The organism is Rhodovibrio sodomensis, from assembly GCF_016583645.1.
GTDB classification, from domain to species: Bacteria; Pseudomonadota; Alphaproteobacteria; order Kiloniellales; family Rhodovibrionaceae; genus Rhodovibrio; species Rhodovibrio sodomensis.
This window is the reverse complement of record NZ_NRRL01000001.1, coordinates 1-16,090: the sequence shown is the minus strand read 5'-3', so window position 1 is coordinate 16,090 and position 16,090 is coordinate 1. Positions and strand designations below refer to the sequence as shown.

At 68.1% G+C, this 16,090-nt stretch carries 15 protein-coding genes; 5 read left to right on the top strand and 10 right to left on the bottom strand.

Annotated features, from left to right (window positions below; translation table 11 throughout):
* Positions 1-17: 17 nt before the first annotated feature.
* The 5 genes from CKO28_RS00075 to CKO28_RS00055 form a co-directional block, all read right to left on the bottom strand.
* Positions 18-662 carry a hypothetical protein gene (locus CKO28_RS00075; protein ID WP_200338421.1) on the bottom strand — a complete coding sequence of 215 codons (645 nt, stop codon included), beginning with the start codon at positions 660-662 and terminating at the stop codon, positions 18-20.
* A gap of 55 nt (positions 663-717) precedes the next feature.
* Positions 718-1,125 (bottom strand): hypothetical protein, encoded by a 408-nt coding sequence (locus CKO28_RS00070; protein ID WP_200338420.1) that lies wholly within the window; start codon positions 1,123-1,125, stop codon positions 718-720.
* A gap of 26 nt (positions 1,126-1,151) precedes the next feature.
* Positions 1,152-1,433 (bottom strand): hypothetical protein, encoded by a 282-nt coding sequence (locus CKO28_RS00065; RefSeq protein WP_200338418.1) that lies wholly within the window; start codon positions 1,431-1,433, stop codon positions 1,152-1,154.
* Between the two features lie 78 nt (positions 1,434-1,511).
* Positions 1,512-3,368 carry a ParB/RepB/Spo0J family partition protein gene (locus tag CKO28_RS00060; protein WP_200338416.1) on the bottom strand — a complete coding sequence of 619 codons (1,857 nt, stop codon included), beginning with the start codon at positions 3,366-3,368 and terminating at the stop codon, positions 1,512-1,514.
* A 221-nt stretch (positions 3,369-3,589) separates the two neighbouring features.
* Positions 3,590-4,636 carry a hypothetical protein gene (locus tag CKO28_RS00055; RefSeq protein ID WP_200338414.1) on the bottom strand — a complete coding sequence of 349 codons (1,047 nt, stop codon included), beginning with the start codon at positions 4,634-4,636 and terminating at the stop codon, positions 3,590-3,592.
* Positions 4,637-4,943: 307 nt separating this feature from the next.
* Here CKO28_RS00055 and CKO28_RS00050 point away from each other — a divergent pair, with 307 nt between their 5' ends.
* Positions 4,944-5,576, top strand: coding sequence for a DUF2939 domain-containing protein (locus tag CKO28_RS00050; protein WP_200338412.1), 633 nt, complete (start codon positions 4,944-4,946; stop codon positions 5,574-5,576).
* Positions 5,577-5,858: 282 nt separating this feature from the next.
* On the opposite strand, the gene CKO28_RS00045 is transcribed toward CKO28_RS00050, so the two are convergent.
* From CKO28_RS00045 to CKO28_RS00035, 3 genes are all read right to left on the bottom strand, one after another.
* The gene (locus CKO28_RS00045; RefSeq protein ID WP_200338410.1) at positions 5,859-6,077 is read right to left on the bottom strand and encodes a hypothetical protein; all 219 of its coding nucleotides are present in this window, start codon (positions 6,075-6,077) and stop codon (positions 5,859-5,861) included.
* Between the two features lie 121 nt (positions 6,078-6,198).
* On the bottom strand, positions 6,199-6,594 hold the full coding sequence (locus CKO28_RS00040) for a hypothetical protein (protein ID WP_200338408.1): 396 nt from the start codon (positions 6,592-6,594) through the stop codon (positions 6,199-6,201).
* A 27-nt stretch (positions 6,595-6,621) separates the two neighbouring features.
* A complete protein-coding gene (locus tag CKO28_RS00035; protein WP_200338406.1) occupies positions 6,622-7,521 on the bottom strand; it encodes a sigma-70 family RNA polymerase sigma factor in 900 nt (299 codons plus the stop codon).
* A 391-nt stretch (positions 7,522-7,912) separates the two neighbouring features.
* Here CKO28_RS00035 and recA point away from each other — a divergent pair, with 391 nt between their 5' ends.
* From recA to CKO28_RS00020, 3 genes are all read left to right on the top strand, one after another.
* A complete protein-coding gene (gene recA / locus CKO28_RS00030) occupies positions 7,913-8,989 on the top strand; it encodes a recombinase RecA (RefSeq protein WP_200338816.1) in 1,077 nt (358 codons plus the stop codon).
* A 68-nt stretch (positions 8,990-9,057) separates the two neighbouring features.
* Complete coding sequence (locus tag CKO28_RS00025) at positions 9,058-9,888, top strand: sigma-70 family RNA polymerase sigma factor (protein ID WP_200338815.1); 831 nt, start codon at positions 9,058-9,060, stop codon at positions 9,886-9,888.
* Positions 9,889-9,980: 92 nt separating this feature from the next.
* Entirely contained in the window at positions 9,981-10,511 is a 531-nt protein-coding gene (locus CKO28_RS00020; protein ID WP_200338404.1) for a prepilin peptidase, read from the top strand.
* Between the two features lie 75 nt (positions 10,512-10,586).
* Here the strand turns inward: CKO28_RS00020 and CKO28_RS00015 are convergent, their stop codons facing one another.
* A complete protein-coding gene (locus tag CKO28_RS00015) occupies positions 10,587-12,818 on the bottom strand; it encodes an ATP-dependent helicase (protein ID WP_200338402.1) in 2,232 nt (743 codons plus the stop codon).
* A 444-nt stretch (positions 12,819-13,262) separates the two neighbouring features.
* Here CKO28_RS00015 and CKO28_RS00010 point away from each other — a divergent pair, with 444 nt between their 5' ends.
* On the top strand, positions 13,263-13,772 hold the full coding sequence (locus CKO28_RS00010; RefSeq protein ID WP_200338400.1) for a Ros/MucR family transcriptional regulator: 510 nt from the start codon (positions 13,263-13,265) through the stop codon (positions 13,770-13,772).
* A gap of 374 nt (positions 13,773-14,146) precedes the next feature.
* Here CKO28_RS00010 and CKO28_RS00005 read toward each other — a convergent pair.
* Positions 14,147-16,090 (bottom strand): Calx-beta domain-containing protein (locus CKO28_RS00005; protein WP_274610873.1); only part of this gene is annotated, 1,944 nt, incomplete at its 5' end.

Below are 16,090 nucleotides of genomic sequence, written 5' to 3'. Positions count from 1 at the left end.
GCCATGCGGCGAGTGGTTCAGGCCTGCTGTTCCCGGCGGACCTGACGGGCCATCTCGATCAGGGCCCGGCAGATCGCGTGCGGGAGGTCGTCGCCGGTGGCCTCGACCTCGCGCGCCTGTTTTTCAGGCGCGTCAAAGCGGATCTTAGCGGTCGGACGGTCCGCGAGCCTGAGGTCGACCGAGACGATGGCATATGGCTCGGCCACGATCTCCAGCAGCTTGAGCGCAAGCGCGCCGTCCCGACTCGGATGGAAAAGGACTGGAGACCCGATCCCGGGGACCGTCTTGATGGTCGCGAAAAGCGCGAGGTGGTCGCCGACGATGGCAGGATCGTGCCGAACCCGGATCGCAAAGCCTTTCTTCCAGGTCTCGATATTGGTCTCACTGCCGAGCACCTGCTCGGCGACCTGGACGTCCAGCTCCCAGCCGGCGCGTGCGGGCGCACGTTTCTTCGCGCGCAGACGACGCCAGCCGTCCTCGGTGAGGGCCGCGTAGCGGGCCCGGAAGCAGGGCTCGTCGTAGACCAGGACCAGGCCGCGCTTGGTCAGGATATTCAGGGAGTCGAGATCGATTTCGCTGATCTCGAGATCGCGCGAGGCGATGCGCGCGAGCGCCGAGAAGGTCGGTTCTGGGACGTGCCCGTGAGCGGTATTGAACGACATTTGTGAGTTCCGGCAGTCGGGTCGGTGGATCGGGGTGCGGCGGACAGGTGCGACGTCAGTTCCGGCGGTCTGCCCCGGGCAAGTTGACGGCTCCGCCGCCGGAGGAGAGCCCCGGAATCGGTCCGGACCTGGGTCCTTCAACATGGGGCGCCTCGCCGGTCTTCGATTCCGTGACGAGCGAGCCGTCCGGATAGATTCGGGGCGTGAGTCCGCCGGTCGGATTGCCGACGTAGTGAACCCCGGTACGGTAGTCGACGAAGAGGTACAGGCCTGACTTGCGCTTGTTCTCCGTCGGCGTGTCCTGGGCTCCGTGCATGTCGGTGTCGTCACGATGTCCCTGGGCGGAGCGGTAGGTATTGGTGCGCACGCGCTGGATCACGACGTAGGCAAGCGGTGCGCCCAGCGCGATCCCGAGTGCGATTCCGAAGACGAGCGTCCAGAGGCTGGTCGGATCTGGTGTCATGACGCGTGTCCTTGAGGGGCTAGCCTCTAGATCGATTGGATGAAGCTGGCGAACAGCCCGAGTAGCCAGCTGGCGGCGGCGCGGTCGTAGGGTGTGACGCGTCGCCAGTCGAAGGTGCCGTCGCGCCGGCGGTGAAACCCGAAACCCAGCAGGCCAAGGTACAGCCAGAGAAGGCCGGCGCCGGCGAATATCTGCTCGATGTTGCGCCAGGGCTCGCGGGTGAGATGCCCCCACAGGCTGGCGAGCAGCCCGGCCGTGAGGGCCATCGTCAGCAGCGGGACGAGCTGGCGTGCGGTGCCGTGGATCATGGGCGTGCCTTTTCGGGTGGTTGGCGCGTAGCGACGGGCCGGTATCAGCCGGCCCGTCGCCCGTACCCGGAAGACGCGTTAGGCGGCCTCGTCGGCCACCTCGCTGCCCGCATCGGCGTCCGCGTCCTCGCCAGCGTCTTGGCCCGTGTCTTGGTCGGCGTCGCTACCATCCGCGCCGAACAGGGCGTCGAACGCGCTGGTGTCGGCCTCGACCTGCTCACCCTCGACCGTCTCGTCGACGGCCGGGAAGCGCATCACGCCCGGGACCCAGGTGTTGAGGCGCTGGGCGTCGGCGGCGGCCATGCTGCCGTCGTTCTCGGCCGCGTCGGCGAACGCGTCAGTGAGCATGCGGGCGAGGGCCTTTTTCTTAGCCGACGCCACACCGGCCTGCCGGTCGAGCGGCAGCAGGGCGGCGATCAGACGGCGCATGTCGGCTGGCTGCATCAGCGCGAAGAAGGTCTCGTCCGGCGTCCAGTGCGCCCGCACCTCGACCGCGAGCGCGGTGCCGAGGTCATTCATCAGGCTGTCCGGGTTGCCGTCGAGCGTCTTCGGCTGAGCCTGGCCGATCTTGAGCGCGGTCAGGCGGGTGAACAGCGACTGCAGGTCGGTGTCCGGAAGGCTCTTCACCAGGGCCATGATCTGCGGGTCGCGGCCCGCCCCGGCGCCCACGGCACCGCCGCTCAGCAGCTCTTCGTTGACGTCGTCACGCAGCTGCGTGACCTCGTCGAAGACCTTGGCCGTGCGCACCTCGGGCGAGCCCGGGTAACGGTAGTCGTGCGCGCGCACGGCGATCTCGCTGTGCCCGATCAGGCCGGCGGTCATCACCTCGAGGGCGGTGCGGAACGAACCGGCCATCGCGTTCTGAACCATCGCGGTGCGGTGGGCGGCCGCGTACTCCGCGATCGCGGGCGTGACGCGCACGCCGTCGCTGGCAATCTCGACCGTCTCGATCTCGTCGCTGACTTCCGGGGCGTTCTCGACCGTGGGCAGGTCGTCGGTCTTCACGAGTCCGGTGTGCTGGGTCACGCGGCCGTTCGGCATGACCTCGATGATCGCGATCGAGTCCTCCGGCTTGTCGGTGCGCTGAAAGCGCCAGGTATCGACCGGCTGGTGGGAGATCGAGACCTCCTGGTAGCCCTGCGCCTCCAGGTCGGCCTTCAGGATGTCGATCTGCTCGTTCTGCAGCGCCCAGAACTCGTCGCGGTCGGCGAGTTGGTCAGAGCCGAACATGTCGTAGATCACGCGGCCCTGGTAGGCGCTCATCTCGAACAGGGCGTTGGTGGCCGGGATGGTGTCCTGGGTCAGGAAGCGGCGGATGGTGTTGCCGTCCTTCCAAGCGTTCGGGTTCCCGGCGATGTCGGTGACGATCCGGGTCTGGGTCGCCTGGTCGGCCATCGACATGCCCTTGGCCCAGTCCAGGTCGCGCGTCTTGTTGCGGACCATCTCCTGGGCCTCCGGGACCAGGCGGCCGAGCGCGAGGCGCTGCTTGACGGTCTGGGTGCCCAGACCGAAGGCGGCTGCGATGGACTCGATGTTCTCGCCGCGCTGCGCCAGTTCGGCCATCGCGATGCACTCGTCGATCGCGTCCATCTGCGAGCGGACGGTGTTCTCGGTGAGCGCGATCTTCAGCGCCTCGGGATCGTTCAGGTCGATATCGCGCACCGCGACGTTGACCAGCGAGTCGGCCGAGACCGCGCCGTCGGCGATCAGCGCCTGCGCGGCCGCAAGCCTGCGCGCTCCGGCGATCACGACGTGGCCCTCGCCCGACGGGCAGGGGGCGGCGATGAAGTTCTGCAGTAGGCCGCTGGCGAGCAGGCTCGCCTTCATCTGCTGGGTCTCGTCGCCGTCCATGTTCATGCGCGGGTTGGCGTCCCACGCCTTCAGGGCGGACAGGGGCATCTGGTGGATGCTTGCGCTCAGGATCTGCTTGGTCATCTCTTACGTCTCCTCAACAGGGGAAATCCGCGCCGCGCTCTCGGGTATCTAGCGGGGATCTCTTCTCGGTTACTTGGTCCAGACCCATGGCCGGCCGGCAGGCCGGCACTGGCCGTCGTCGGTCCCGCGCGGCCAGTGCCGGCTGTTGGCCGGCGTTCAAGCGCGGTCTCGCGCGCGTTTCTGTCTGGAAGGGTGGGGTCGCCGGATCGGCGGTGGACCGGTCAGGCACCCGGCACGACCGCGAGCCCACCCGGACCCGTGGCGTAGGCCGTCTTGCCCGGGGTGATCGCGGAGTAGCTCGCGGACTGGTTGGCGAAGACGCCACCCTTGGCGTAGCTCTCGTAGGTCTGGATGCCCGCCTGGTCGTTCTGCATGGCATCCCGGTCATCCGCGTCGTCGAACAGCAGGTCGACCGAGCGCACCAGGGCGGCCTCGGCCGGATTCAGCGGGCTCGCGGTCTTGCTCGCGGGCCCGTTGTCGACGTATCCAACGATCTCCGGCTTCTGCGCCTGCATCATGGCGATGCACTGGGCGACCAGCTTCGGGTCCTGGTCGTAGAAGCGCAGCTCGAAGGTGTGGGCGTTCTGTGCGGCCGCGGGATCGGACGCGCCCGGGACCTGGCCCGCCTGCACGGGCCCGTTCGGGCTCTGCGTCGGATCGATGGCGGATCCTTGAGCGGCGGGCCGCTGAACCGGGGCCTGGGGCGCGGCCGTGGGCGCGCCGGCATTGGCGGGTGCGCCCGTGGCCGGGCTTTGCGCCGGGGCGTTCTGCATCGCGGCCTGCAGGGCCTGGATCGCGGTCTGATCGCCGGAGGCCATGATCTGCCGGATGCCGGTCAGGGTCTGCAGGAGTACTGGACCGAGGTTCGCGGTCCCTGGCAGCTGGGTCGCAACACCCGCGCCCTGCGGGCCGTTCTGCTGAGCGGCATGCTGAGCGGCCTGCTGAGCGGCCTGTTGGGCGGCCTGCTGGGCCGCCTTCTCATCAGCCTTTTCCTGGTCGATGACCGCATCGATCAGCCGGGTGGTCTTGATCTTGCCGTTCTCGACCGTGACCTCGGCCTGGATGCGGTCACCGGACTGCGGCACCTGAAAGCGGAAGGTCTTGCTGTAGAAGCCCTTGGCGCTCGCAAGCTGCCAGGCCTGCGGGTCGAAGCAGGCCTGGCGCGCGGGCTCGCCGGCGTCGTCGGCGTAGCGCTTGATCAGATCCGGGTTGGCTTTCAGGCGGCGGAGGACGGCACTCAGGGCCTGGTCCTGGGTAACGGTTTTCACGGGGCAGTCTCCTTGATGTCTATCTTGCCAGCGCGCGCTCGCGCGGCCCGTCGCTCGGTTCTCCAGCGACGGGCCGCGGCAGGGCGCGCCGACCCTGCCGGCCCGGCCCCGTCCTCGGGGCCGGTCGGGTATTTTTGAACGGGGCTTTCAGGAGGTGGGGTGACCCTCTGCGCGATGGCCGTGGGGGCGACCCGGTCGAGCTCCAGACCGGGTCGGCTCGGCCGCCTTCCCGGCCCGCTGGTTGCGTCCCCACGTGCTTTTCAAGGCGTTGTGACGCCGGAGGCCATTAGTGAACCTGGAGGCGGAAATGACGGAAAACGAGGGCAGTGGGGGCGTAGCGAACCATCTCGATCGCGGGCAGGCGCAAACCGCGGCCACCGGTTCGCAGCGCAGCGGAACCGGTGGCGGGCGCCCGCGCAGCATCGGCGGCGGTCGGGTCGTGACGGCGCTGGGCTGGGTTTTCCTGGTCGGGTTCAGTGGCTGCTGCTGGTGGGCGGCGGCGTCAGCCGACGCCACCCTGGAGGCGATGAAGCGCCACGATGCCGCCGAATTATCGGTCCGGATCGACTACCCGGCCCTGCAGCGCGCGCTGCACGCCCAGCGCCAGATGGCCCTGGGAGATGGACCGAAGTCCGGCATGGCCCAGCTGCTGATCGACGGGCTCGTGACCAGGTTCTTCGGGGGCTACTCCGAGCCGACCGCGCCTGGCCTCGTGCAGCAGATCAAGCGGATCGAGACCCAGAACGACCTGTCTGGCTACCGGTTGAAGCTGGAGGAGGGCTTCTTCTGCCGCGGTCCGTTCAGTTACTGCGCGCAGGCGGGGATCAACGGCCGCGCGATAGCGACTGTTCGGATGGAGCTCCAGGACTTCACCTGGCAGTTGACGGGCATCACCTTCAATGAGTGGGGCGCGGAGCTGGTCGAGAGGCTGCGTCTGTAACCCGCGCGCAGTCACCGCTGACGATCACCGTATCGGGCGGATCATCTCGAGGCCGCCGGTGCCGATCACCAGCTTGACGGCGGCGATCTCGGCCATGCTCCGCGCGAGCGCCGCCCCGATCAGATCGGCTCTGAAAGGGGTCATGCGGGGAGGGGCGATCCGGAGCGCTGCACAAGACAGCACCTTCATGGGCTCCGCCGGGTGCCGGGCGCGGATGCGAAGCGGGCGGGCAGCTTGCGCTGGCCCGCCCGGTGCGGCGCGATTGCCGGATGATCCGCGCGGCTAGTCGGCCGGCTGGTAGCCGCTCAGGCTGCGGGCGTCGGTCTTCGGCGTTATCCGCCGGTCGTAGAGAGCGACCCGGCCGGCCTGCGCGGCCTCTTCCGGCTCGAGGCCGTCATCCCACATGTGCTCCATTGCGCTCACGCTGGGAACGGGGATCTGGGCGCTGGCGCACAACTGCTCGAAAGTCTTGCGCCAGTCGGTGAACTCGGCGTCTATCATCTCTGGGCGATCTCTCCGGGATCCTCGGGGCCGGCTCACGGGCCGGCAGGGGTTGTGGTTTTTGGAAGGCGGTATCTGGGGAGGTGGTGTCCAGACCCGGCGCGCGTCGTGCGCCGGGGACTCAGTGCGCCGTGCCCTCGAAGACAGGCACGCCGCGGCGAAGCAGCTCCCCCTCGCATCGCCGGCGAAGATCCATCAGGAGGCAGGCCTCAACCTTACCCGCGACGCCACGACGAAAGTCGGCCAGGCGCGCGTTGAGTGCTATCCGGGCGTTCGCCAGCTGCTGGGTGGAGAGCGCCGCGGCTGGGCCGTCCTCGATCGCGGCGGCGGCCTCCAGGCCGTCGATGATGGCAAGCGCGGTGGCCGCATCGGGCAGCGGGGCGGGCCAAGTGCGCCCCGAGGCGGTCAGCCGGATGCCGGTCTCGCTTGACAGCAGCCGGTAGTTGAGGCCTGTGACGGCGCCCTGCAGAACGTGGGTGTCGGGCGCTTCGGTCTGGATCGCGCGAGCTTGGAGCATGATCGGGTCTCCCTGACCTGGGCTGGCTCAAAAGACCATGGCGACGTCGGCGCCGACGAAGCCCATCTCGGTCAGGTGATCGCGGAGCTTGCCCAGTGCCTCGGCCTCGATCTGCTGGACCTGCTTGCGGCTTTTCGGCGTTTGCATCTCCCGCCCGAGCTCCTCGCCGATCACGGCGTAGCTCTTCTTGGTCTCCGCCAGCCGGCGGTCGTAGACCACCCGGTAGGCGATCGGATCCAGCTCGGCGAGCGCCTCGCCCAGTGCCTGGCGGATGCGCGACTGGTCGATCTGGTCGGCGCAGATCTCCTCCGGGCTCGGCCCCTTGTCGGTCAGCGCGTCGTGGTGGCGCGGGGCGGCCTCGCTGTCGTCGTCGGGCCCCGTCATGATGCTTTCGACCGAGAGGTCGGCGCGGGCAATCCGCGGCTCCATGCGCTTGATCGCGTCGAGGGAGACGCCGAGGTCGCGAGCGATCTTCGCCCGGCCCTCGTCAGTCAGCGGCTCGCCGCTCTCGCGCTCGATCGTCTCACGCATCTTCCGGAAGCCGAAGAAGAGCTTCTTGTCCTGCAGGTTGGTAGCCACCCGGGTCGGGCCGGCCTGGTCCATCGTGTAGCGCCGGCAGGCGTGCTCGATGTGCATCCGGGCGTAGACACCAAAGCGGGTCTTCTTCTCCAGGCGGTACTTGTCCAGCGTCTCGATCAGGGCGGTCATCGCTTCCTGACGCAGGTCGTCGATCATATCGCCGCCGGACTGGGCCGCGACGCCGGCGGCGATCCGGGCGGCAAGCGGCCGGAACTGGCGGACCAGCTCGGCGCGGGCATCGTAGTCGCCGTCGAGCAGCCAGGACTGGAGCAGCTCGTACTCCTGCTCGGCGCTCAGCATCACGACTCTCTTGCGGCGAAGGGCGACGCGGGCCGTCTTGGCGGACATCGCAGGGTTCCTCCTATTCGGGGCCGGCTATGCGCCGGCGGGGATGACCTGGTAGGGCCCGCATGTGGGCGCCGACCGAACATAATGCTAGGTATACGCTACCCCTGACCGGCTTGCAACCGAAAAAAATAACATACGACCCAAAAAAGGTACCTGGGACCGTATTCGCGAGGGTCGCGACCGTATAAGCCTACTCAAAGGCCCTTTTACGGTCGCGACACATGCGGTCCCGAAAATCGCGCCGGCCAAGCCCGGCGACCGAACCCACTTCCCTCCCATGATCTCGGCGCGGCGTGCGCCGTAGACCCCATGACCAGGGAAGTGGACACGCGATATGAGCAATCAGAAGGGCCGTCCGAGCAAGCTCGCCGGTAAGGTCGATACCACGGGCATGAGCGACGATCAGCAGCGCGAGCAGAAGCGCAAGGCGATCGAGCACGCGCTCGCGGGAATCGAGAAGGAGTTCGGCAAGGGCGCGGTCATGAAGATGGACGGCACCGGCTCGCGCGGCAGCTGGCCATCGATCTCGACGGGCTCGCTGGGCGTCGATATCGCGACGGGCATTGGCGGCGTGCCGCGCGGCCGGATCAGCGAGATCTACGGCCCGGAGAGCTCTGGCAAGACGACCTTGATGCTGCAGGTGGTCGCGGAGGCCCAGAAGGCCGGCGGCACCTGTGCCTTCGTCGATGCCGAGCACGCGCTCGATCCGGAGTACGCCCGCAAGCTCGGCTGCAACATCGACGAGCTCTACGTCGCCCAGCCCGACACGGGCGAGCAGGCGCTCGAGATCACCGAACGGCTGATCCGCTCCGGGGGCTTCGATGTGGTGGTCGTCGACTCGGTCGCCGCGCTGGTGCCGCGTGCCGAGCTCGAGGGCGACATGGGCGACAACCAGCCGGGCCTGCAGGCGCGCCTGATGAGCCAGGCGATGCGCAAGATCACCGGTGCCGTGAAGAGCACGAACACCTCGCTTCTCATGGTGAATCAGATCCGGATGAAGATTGGCGTCATGTTCGGCTCTCCGGAGACCACGACCGGCGGCAACGCCCTCAAGTTCTACGCTTCGATGCGCTTCGACATCCGTCGGATCGGCTCGGTGAAGGACGGGGAGAACGTGATCGGTAACCGTGTGAAGGTTAAGATTGCCAAGAACAAGATGAATTCGCCGTTCAAGACGGCCGAGTTCGATCTGATCTTCGGCGAGGGCGTGTCCTACATGGGCGAGCTGATCGACCTCGGGATCGAGGCCGGGATCATCCAGAAGGCGGGTGCCTGGCATTCCTTCGGCAATACCCGCCTCGGTCACGGCAAGGCCAAGACCGCGGAGTTCCTGGCGCTCAACGCCGACGTCAGCGAGGAGATCGATCGCCGGGTCCGGGCGGCCTACGGCCTGGGCGGCGACGCGGCGGCCGACGAGGCCGGCAAGGACAGTAAGCCGGCCGAGCCTGCTGCGGCGGCGGCCGAGTAACCGGGCTTGCGGGCGGGCGGCCCCCGGTCGCCCGCCCGCAAGTCCTTCATGCAGGGAAGGACCTAGACGTGAGCGATCCCGTTGCATCGAACGACACCCGCATCCGGGCTGCCGCGATCGCGACCCCCTTGCTGACCCGTGAGGAGGAGTACGAGCTCGCGCGGGCCTGGCGGGAAGACCGTGACTACGACGCCCGCGAGCGGCTGATCGTCGCGCACCAGAAGCTGGTGATCGGTACCGCCCGCAAGTACTGCCGCAACAACGTGGCGTTCCAGGACCTCGTGAACGAGGGGAACCTCGGACTGATCGAGGCCGCCGAGCGGTTCGAGCCGGAGAAGGGCAACCGCTTCGCCACCTACGCGGCTTTCTGGGTCCTGACCTATATTCAAGACTTCATGCTGCACAACCTGACCCCGGTGCGCATCGGCCGGTCGCGCCGCGAGCGCGGCGCGCTGCGCAAGCTCTCCGGGCGGATGAGCCAGGAGGATTTCGAGGCCTGTGCCGACATCCACGACGTCGACGCGGTGGACCTGGCGCAAATGCGCGGCGCCCTGCAGCCGATGTCGCTGTCGATGGGCGGCGAGGAGGGCGAGCCGGATCTCTCCTCCCTGATCGAGGATCCGAGCACCGGCGAAGCCAAGATCATGGATGACGTGACCGCCGAGCGGATGCTGAGCGTGGTGCGTGAGCACCTCGGCCAGCTAAAGCCGCGCGAGCGGTTGGTGATCGAGGGCCGGCACCTGAAGGAGCCCAAACTCATGCTGGGTGCGATCGCCGAGGAACTGGGGGTCTCGAGCGAACGGGTCCGTCAGATCGAGATGCGCGCGCTCGGCAAGCTCAAACGCAGCATCAGCCGCGCCGGTTTCGAGGCCCAGGACCTGCTGTCCCAGCACGCCTGAGGACCCTGACTGCCAACTCTCCCCGCGAGCGCGTCGCCCAGGCGCAGTCCGCCGCCCGATCCTCGGGCCAGCTCCGTTCGAAGGTCGCGCACGTGCTCTCCATTCCCGTCATCGCCCTGCAGTCCTCCGCGCTGCTCTACCTGCTGGTCTGCGTGCGCGAGGTGATCGCGACCGATCTCAGGATCCTGCAGATTCCGGACCGGGAGGTCGGCGTCCTGCTGATCCTGGGCCTGATGATGGCCACGGTCGAGCCGGCGACCGGCTTCGTCTGGACCGACTACCTGATCGGCTGCGCCGCGCTCGGCGGCTTCTACCTCGCGCTCAACCTGTTTGCCGGCCGCACGGCCGGGATCGGCTTCGGCGACGTCAAGTTCGGCTTTGCCTGCGGCATGTGGATCGGTTGGCAGGGCATCCTGGCGCACCTGATCATCACGGTGCTGGTGTCCTACGCCCTGTTCCTGGGCTACGCCATCCGCCGCTGGCGCCGCGGCCGGCGCGCCCCGCGCGTGTTCCCCTGGGGGCCGGGCATGGCGCTCGCGCTGACGGCGATCGCGATCCTGAACCTGACCGGCGAACCGGTGGTCCTGACCACGCCCGTCGAGTGGTTCAATCTGGCCCGCTAGGTCTGAAATCGGCCCGGATCACAAGAAAACGGCGGCCGGACCTCCAGGTCCGGCCGCCGTTTGTCGTACGCCCGTCTAGCTGGCGGTCCGCTTCGGGCGCTTGTGGAAGCCGCGCAGCCCGATCCCGGACTGACGGCTGGTATCGCCGCTGCGCGCCGCCTGGTCGTAGTAGCTGCCGGGTTTGACCGGGCGGGGCGTTTGCGGGCGCCCCTGGCTCTGGCGCATCACCGCCGAGCGCGGGCCGGAACCCTTGCGTGCGGCGTCCATCAGGCCGGCATCGAACAGGAACGGGCTCGGTTCCGCCGCCTGGCCGAGACGGCTCTGGGCGAACGAGACGATCAGTTCCTGCTTGGCGCGGGTCCAGGCGACGTGGCAGATCCGGCGCTCCTCCGCCGGCCCGTAGTGCTCGCGCAGCGAGGCCGCGTTCGGCAGCACGCCGTTCTCGAGTGCGGGGGTGTACACCGTATCGAACTCCAGTCCCTTGGCGGCATGGACGGTCGAGAGGCGTACCGTGCGGGTGTCGTCGCTCGCATCCGCCGCGGACATGATGGCGACCTGCTGCAGGTAGCTGCCGATCGACCGGTACTCGCCGGCGTCGGCCGCCAGCTCGCGCAGGTTGTCCGCACGATCCCGCCAGGACTCGTCGCCCGAGGCACGGCGCCAGGCGACGTAGTCGGTCTCCGCGATCAGCCAGCTCATCAGCTCGCCGGGATTCGTCCCCTCGCGCGCCTTGGCGTTCGCCTGCTCGACGAGCCAGGCCAGGCGGTTCATGCCGTCGGCCGCGGACTGGGTGATCCGGCGGCCGTTGGCCGCGACCTCCCGCAGGGCCTCCACGAGGTCGCCGTAACCGGCCTCGAAGGTCGCGATCACCTGGTCGACCGCCTTGGGCCCAAGGCCGCGGACCGGCTTGTTGGCGATCCGCTGGAGCGCCAGCGAGTCCCGGGTATCGTGGGTGAGCCGGATGTAGGCGTTGAGGTCGCGGATCTCCTCGCGGGCGAAGAACTTCTGTCCGCCGACCACCTGGTAAGAGACGCCGCGCGCGTTCAGAGCCTTCTCGATCTGCAGCATGACCCGCTGCGAGCGGACCAGGATCGCGATCTCGCGCGGGTCCTGACCGCCGCGCACGCGCTGGGCGATGTCGTCCGACATCTGCTGCGCCTCGTCCCAGCTGGTGGCGTACTCGTTGAACTCCACGGGGTCGCCGGCACTGCCGCTTTCCAGCGTCTTCGGCGCCGGGCGCGGGTTGATCGCGACGACGCGGTTGGCGACGTCGAGGATCGGCTGCGTGCTGCGGTAGTTGCGCTCCAGGACCACGGTGTGGGTGCCGGGCCAGTCCTCGGCGAAGTTCAGCAGCAGGTCAGGACGCGCGCCGCGCCACTGATACAGCGCCTGGTCCGGGTCGCCGACGCAGCACAGGTTGGCGTGACGGCGGGCGAGGTGCTCGAGCCACTCGTATTGCAGCTGGTTGGTGTCCTGCACCTCGTCGACCAGCACGTAACGGAACTGCTCGGACCAGCGCGCCTTGATCTCCGGACGTTCCCGGAACAGACGCACCATGTGCAGCAGCAGATCCGCGAAGTCGCAGGCGTTCCGGCTGACCAGCGCCTCGTTGTAGAGCGGATAGGCGTCCAGCGCCGGCGCGTCGTCGGGCGTGCGCGCGGAGAACTTCCGCCGCGCGTCCTCGGGCGTCCAGCCCTCCTCCTTGAAGGAGACCACGAGCTGGTGCAGGCGCTTGATCTTCTGCGTCCACTCCTTCTTGCTCTTGCCCGGCTTGTGGCCGAGCTGCTCGACCACGCCGGTGAACAGCGTGCGCTGGTCGTCCTCGTCGAGAATCTGGAAGTCGCCGCTCGCCAGGCCGGCCGCCTCGGCGTGGCAGCGCAGCATCTGCATCGACACGCTGTGGAACGAGCCCATGCGCAGGCGCTTGGCGTCCGGTCCGACCATGTCGCCGAGGCGATGCCGCATCTCGCCGGCGGCCTTGTTGGTGAAGGTGACGGCGAGCACTTCCTCCGGCCGCGCCAGCTTCTGGGCCAGAATGTAGGCGATCCGGGTGGTCAGCACGCGGGTCTTGCCGGTGCCGGCACCGGCGACGACCAGGACCGGCCCCTCGGTGGACCCCACCGCTTCCTGCTGGCGCGGGTTCAGGCCGGTCATCAGCTGCGCCATGTCGATCGCGGGGGCGGCGCGCTCGGCCTCCGCCGGGGCGAACGGGTCGCCGTAATCGGCCCCGGACTCCAGGGCGAAGGGATCGCCGAAGTCGTCGCCGAACGGGTCGCCGAAGGCGTCGGTGTCGAACGGGTCGGTCATAGGCCTGGTCTCTCTCTTGCTGTCGCTTGTTCATCTGGCGCGCGAGCGCCCGCCCTCTCCCAAACTCCGCTTGGGGTGGCGGCGGCGTCGGCCGGTTCCGGGTCCCACCGGCCGGCGCCGCCGCTACCCATCCGGTCAGGTCTTCACTACGGATGTGTATTCACGACTCGTCTGATGCGCGTCCCCATTTCGGTTTTCACGCTTGCCAAGACCGTAAAGAACGGGGTATTCATGATTGTAACGACGGGACGGCGACCGGGGAGACCCCACTGCCCCGGGCGCGGCGAACCGAAAAATGTGCCAACAGGCAACTTTTTTCGGTTCAGCACGGCCAAATTTGGAGAAGGGGCCCATTTCTTGGGTAGGCGATGTGCCAAATGGCACAGTCACCGGCCCTGAGTAGGGTTATCAAGGGGGCTCGACCCCAGCTGACAGGAGAACACGATGAACGACAAGCTGATGATGGCGACGAGCAACGTCCTGGCGGGCTTCCTGCAGAAGAACAGCTTCGACGCCGACAAGATTCCAGGCCTGGCGCGGGACGTCGCGCAGGCGCTCAAGGACGTTTGCTCGGAGGGCCTGGACATGGATCAGGCCGCGGCGCGGGTCGAGCCGAAGGTGGGTGCGATGCCGGCCGCGGTCGCGGCGGCGGGTGGCCAGCAGCCGGCGGTGCCGATCGCGGACTCGGTTCAGGACGACTACATCGTCTGCCTCGAGGACGGCAAGAAGCTGAAGATGCTGAAGCGGCATATCGAGAGCGTGTACGGCCTGACGCCAAAGATGTATCGCGAAAAGTGGGGTCTCTCGGAGGACTACCCGATGGTCGCGCCGAACTACTCGAAGGTCAGGCAGCGTCTGGCCAAGCGCGGCCCGCTCGCTCAGATCAACGAGAACCAGAAGGCGGCCGCGCAGGAGCGCAAGGCTGCCAAGTCGAAGTCCGCGCAGGCCGCCTGATCGCTGCCCCCCTTTTTTTGGACCGGAGCCCCGCCCAAAGTTCCTGGGCGGGGCTCTAACTGTTCGATGCGTGGCACGTGAGGTTGGCTGGATCGGAAAAGCGTCCCGGCGCCCGTGCTAGAGCCTCTCTGATCGATCAGGTCCGAAGTATGGACGCCAGCCCGATAGAATGTTGGGTGGGTTGATTATAGATTGGAGCTATCTAGTTGCGCGCCGTGTAAAAGCGCAATTCGGGAGAACCGTACGTTGCTTTCGATGAGCGGGGAGGAGAAACGGAGCGACGGGACTGAGGCACCGACATCTGGCGAAAGCCGCCGGCCAACGGCTACTCCCCGGGACCCACCGCCACTGCGCTCCTCCTCGACTCTGCCCATCTAGTCGATCCACCGATTGCAGGCGCCACCGCAGGACCAGCTCCCGTCGTTGCAGACGCAGGAGCCACCGCCATAGTAGTCGGATTTACGGCTGTTCCGGAGAGGATCAACAACAGTGCGCGTTGAACCATGGCTGCCGCCGGAAATGTAATCTCTGCACCAACCACCCCAGTACACGGTAGTGGCACCGCACGAGCTATAGTTGGGATCGTCGTTCAGGATGTAGGTGGATCCGCGGCTGCGCCCCATCGTGGCGTTGCCGGACAGGTTGGTGGCCTTGAGGTAGAAGTACTGATTACCCTCGTGGCTCCCGTCGTTGCGGAAGTTCACCTGGAAGGTCTTCGAGGTCTGGCCCGGCGAGAAGCACAGCGTGGTGTCCCGGCCATAGTAGTCGCTGCCGTTGGCTGCACTGCCGTTCTGGGTAGAGAGCCGGGCGCAGACGTTCGCCTCGGCTGTCCGGTTAAGGGTGACCGGGAAGTAGGCCGCGCCCTGGTTCTCGTAGCGGTTGGGCGCGTTCTCCACCCGGAAGGACGGCTTGGGATCGTCCTCCAGAATCGTGCCGGTGGCGCTGGTCCGCGCCAGGCTGGCGTGCTGCACGCCGGAGAGGTCCAGGCGCAGGGCCTCGTTACCCTCGTAGGTGTTGTCGTCGCTGGTCGCGACCGTGATCGCGCCGGAAGTCTGGCCGGGCGTGAAGGTGAGCGTCGAACTGCGCCCGGCGTAGTCGCCGTTCTCGGTGGAGACGTGCGCGGTCGCGAAGGCGACCGAGACACTGCGCTCAGACACCCCGCTCAGGCTCACCGGGAAGGACAGCGTGCCGCCCTCCGAGATACTGGCGTTGTTCACCGTCAGCGTCGGCGTGGCGTCGTTGTCCTGGATCGTGCCGATCGCATTGGCGTCGGCCAGGCCGGCGCCGCTGGCGCCGGACAGCAGCAGGCGGAACGCCTGGGTCGGCTCGTCGCGGTTGTCGTCGGTCGTGACCACCGGGATCGAGACCTCGGTGTCGCCCGGCTGGAAGGTCGCGGTGCCGGAGGCCGGGGTGTAGTCGCCGCCGTCGGCGGTGTCTTGCTGGGTGGCGTAGCTGACGGTGACCGGCGCCTCTTTCGCCGGCGTCATCGAGACCACGAAGGTGAGCGTGTCGCCCTCGACGCCGACCGGGTTGGTGACGCCGCCATTCGAGGCCGACAGCAGCGGCGCGGTCTCGTCGTCGGCCAGCGTGGCGGTCGCGCGCGTGGTGCCCAGGGCGACCTCGCTCTCATCCGAGAGATCCAGGTGGAAGGTCTCGTCGCCCTCGTGCCAGCTGTCGTCCGACAGCTGCACCGAGATGCCCGCACTCGTGTCACCCGGGGCGATCGCCACGGTGCCGCTGGCGCTGGTGTAGTCCGCGCCGGCTTCCGCCGAGCCCGCGGCGGTGGTGTAGCCGAAGGCGATCTGGAACTTGGAGGGGCGGTCGAGCTCGGCCGTGAAGCCGACGGTCGCCGCCGTCTCGCCAGCGTTGACGTCGGCCATGGTCAGCGTCGGCTGGGCATCGTCCTCGGTAATCGTGACGCCGGCGGCGCCGGTGGCGATGTCGAGGAAGTTCGAGGCGGCGTGCAGCTCGACCGCGAAGCGCTCGTCGCGCTCGTAGGTGTTGTCGTCGAGCACCGGCACGGTGATCTGCTGGCTGGTCTCGCCGGGCGCGAAGACCAGCGTGCCGCTGGCCGCGGAGTAGTCGCTGCCGGCCGCGGCGGCGTCGCCGCCGCTCACCCCCTGGGTGCGGTAGCCGACCGAGAGGCGGTACTCGGAGGCGCGGTTGAGGGTGACCGCGAGCGTGACCGAGCCGGCGTCCTCACTGGCCGTGGCGCCGGCGATCCGGACCTGGGCCTTGCCGCTCTCGGCGACCTCGCCCGCCGGGCCGACCGCCTGGTTCTCCACTGTGTTGAACAGGTGGCGGATGCTGTCGCCGGT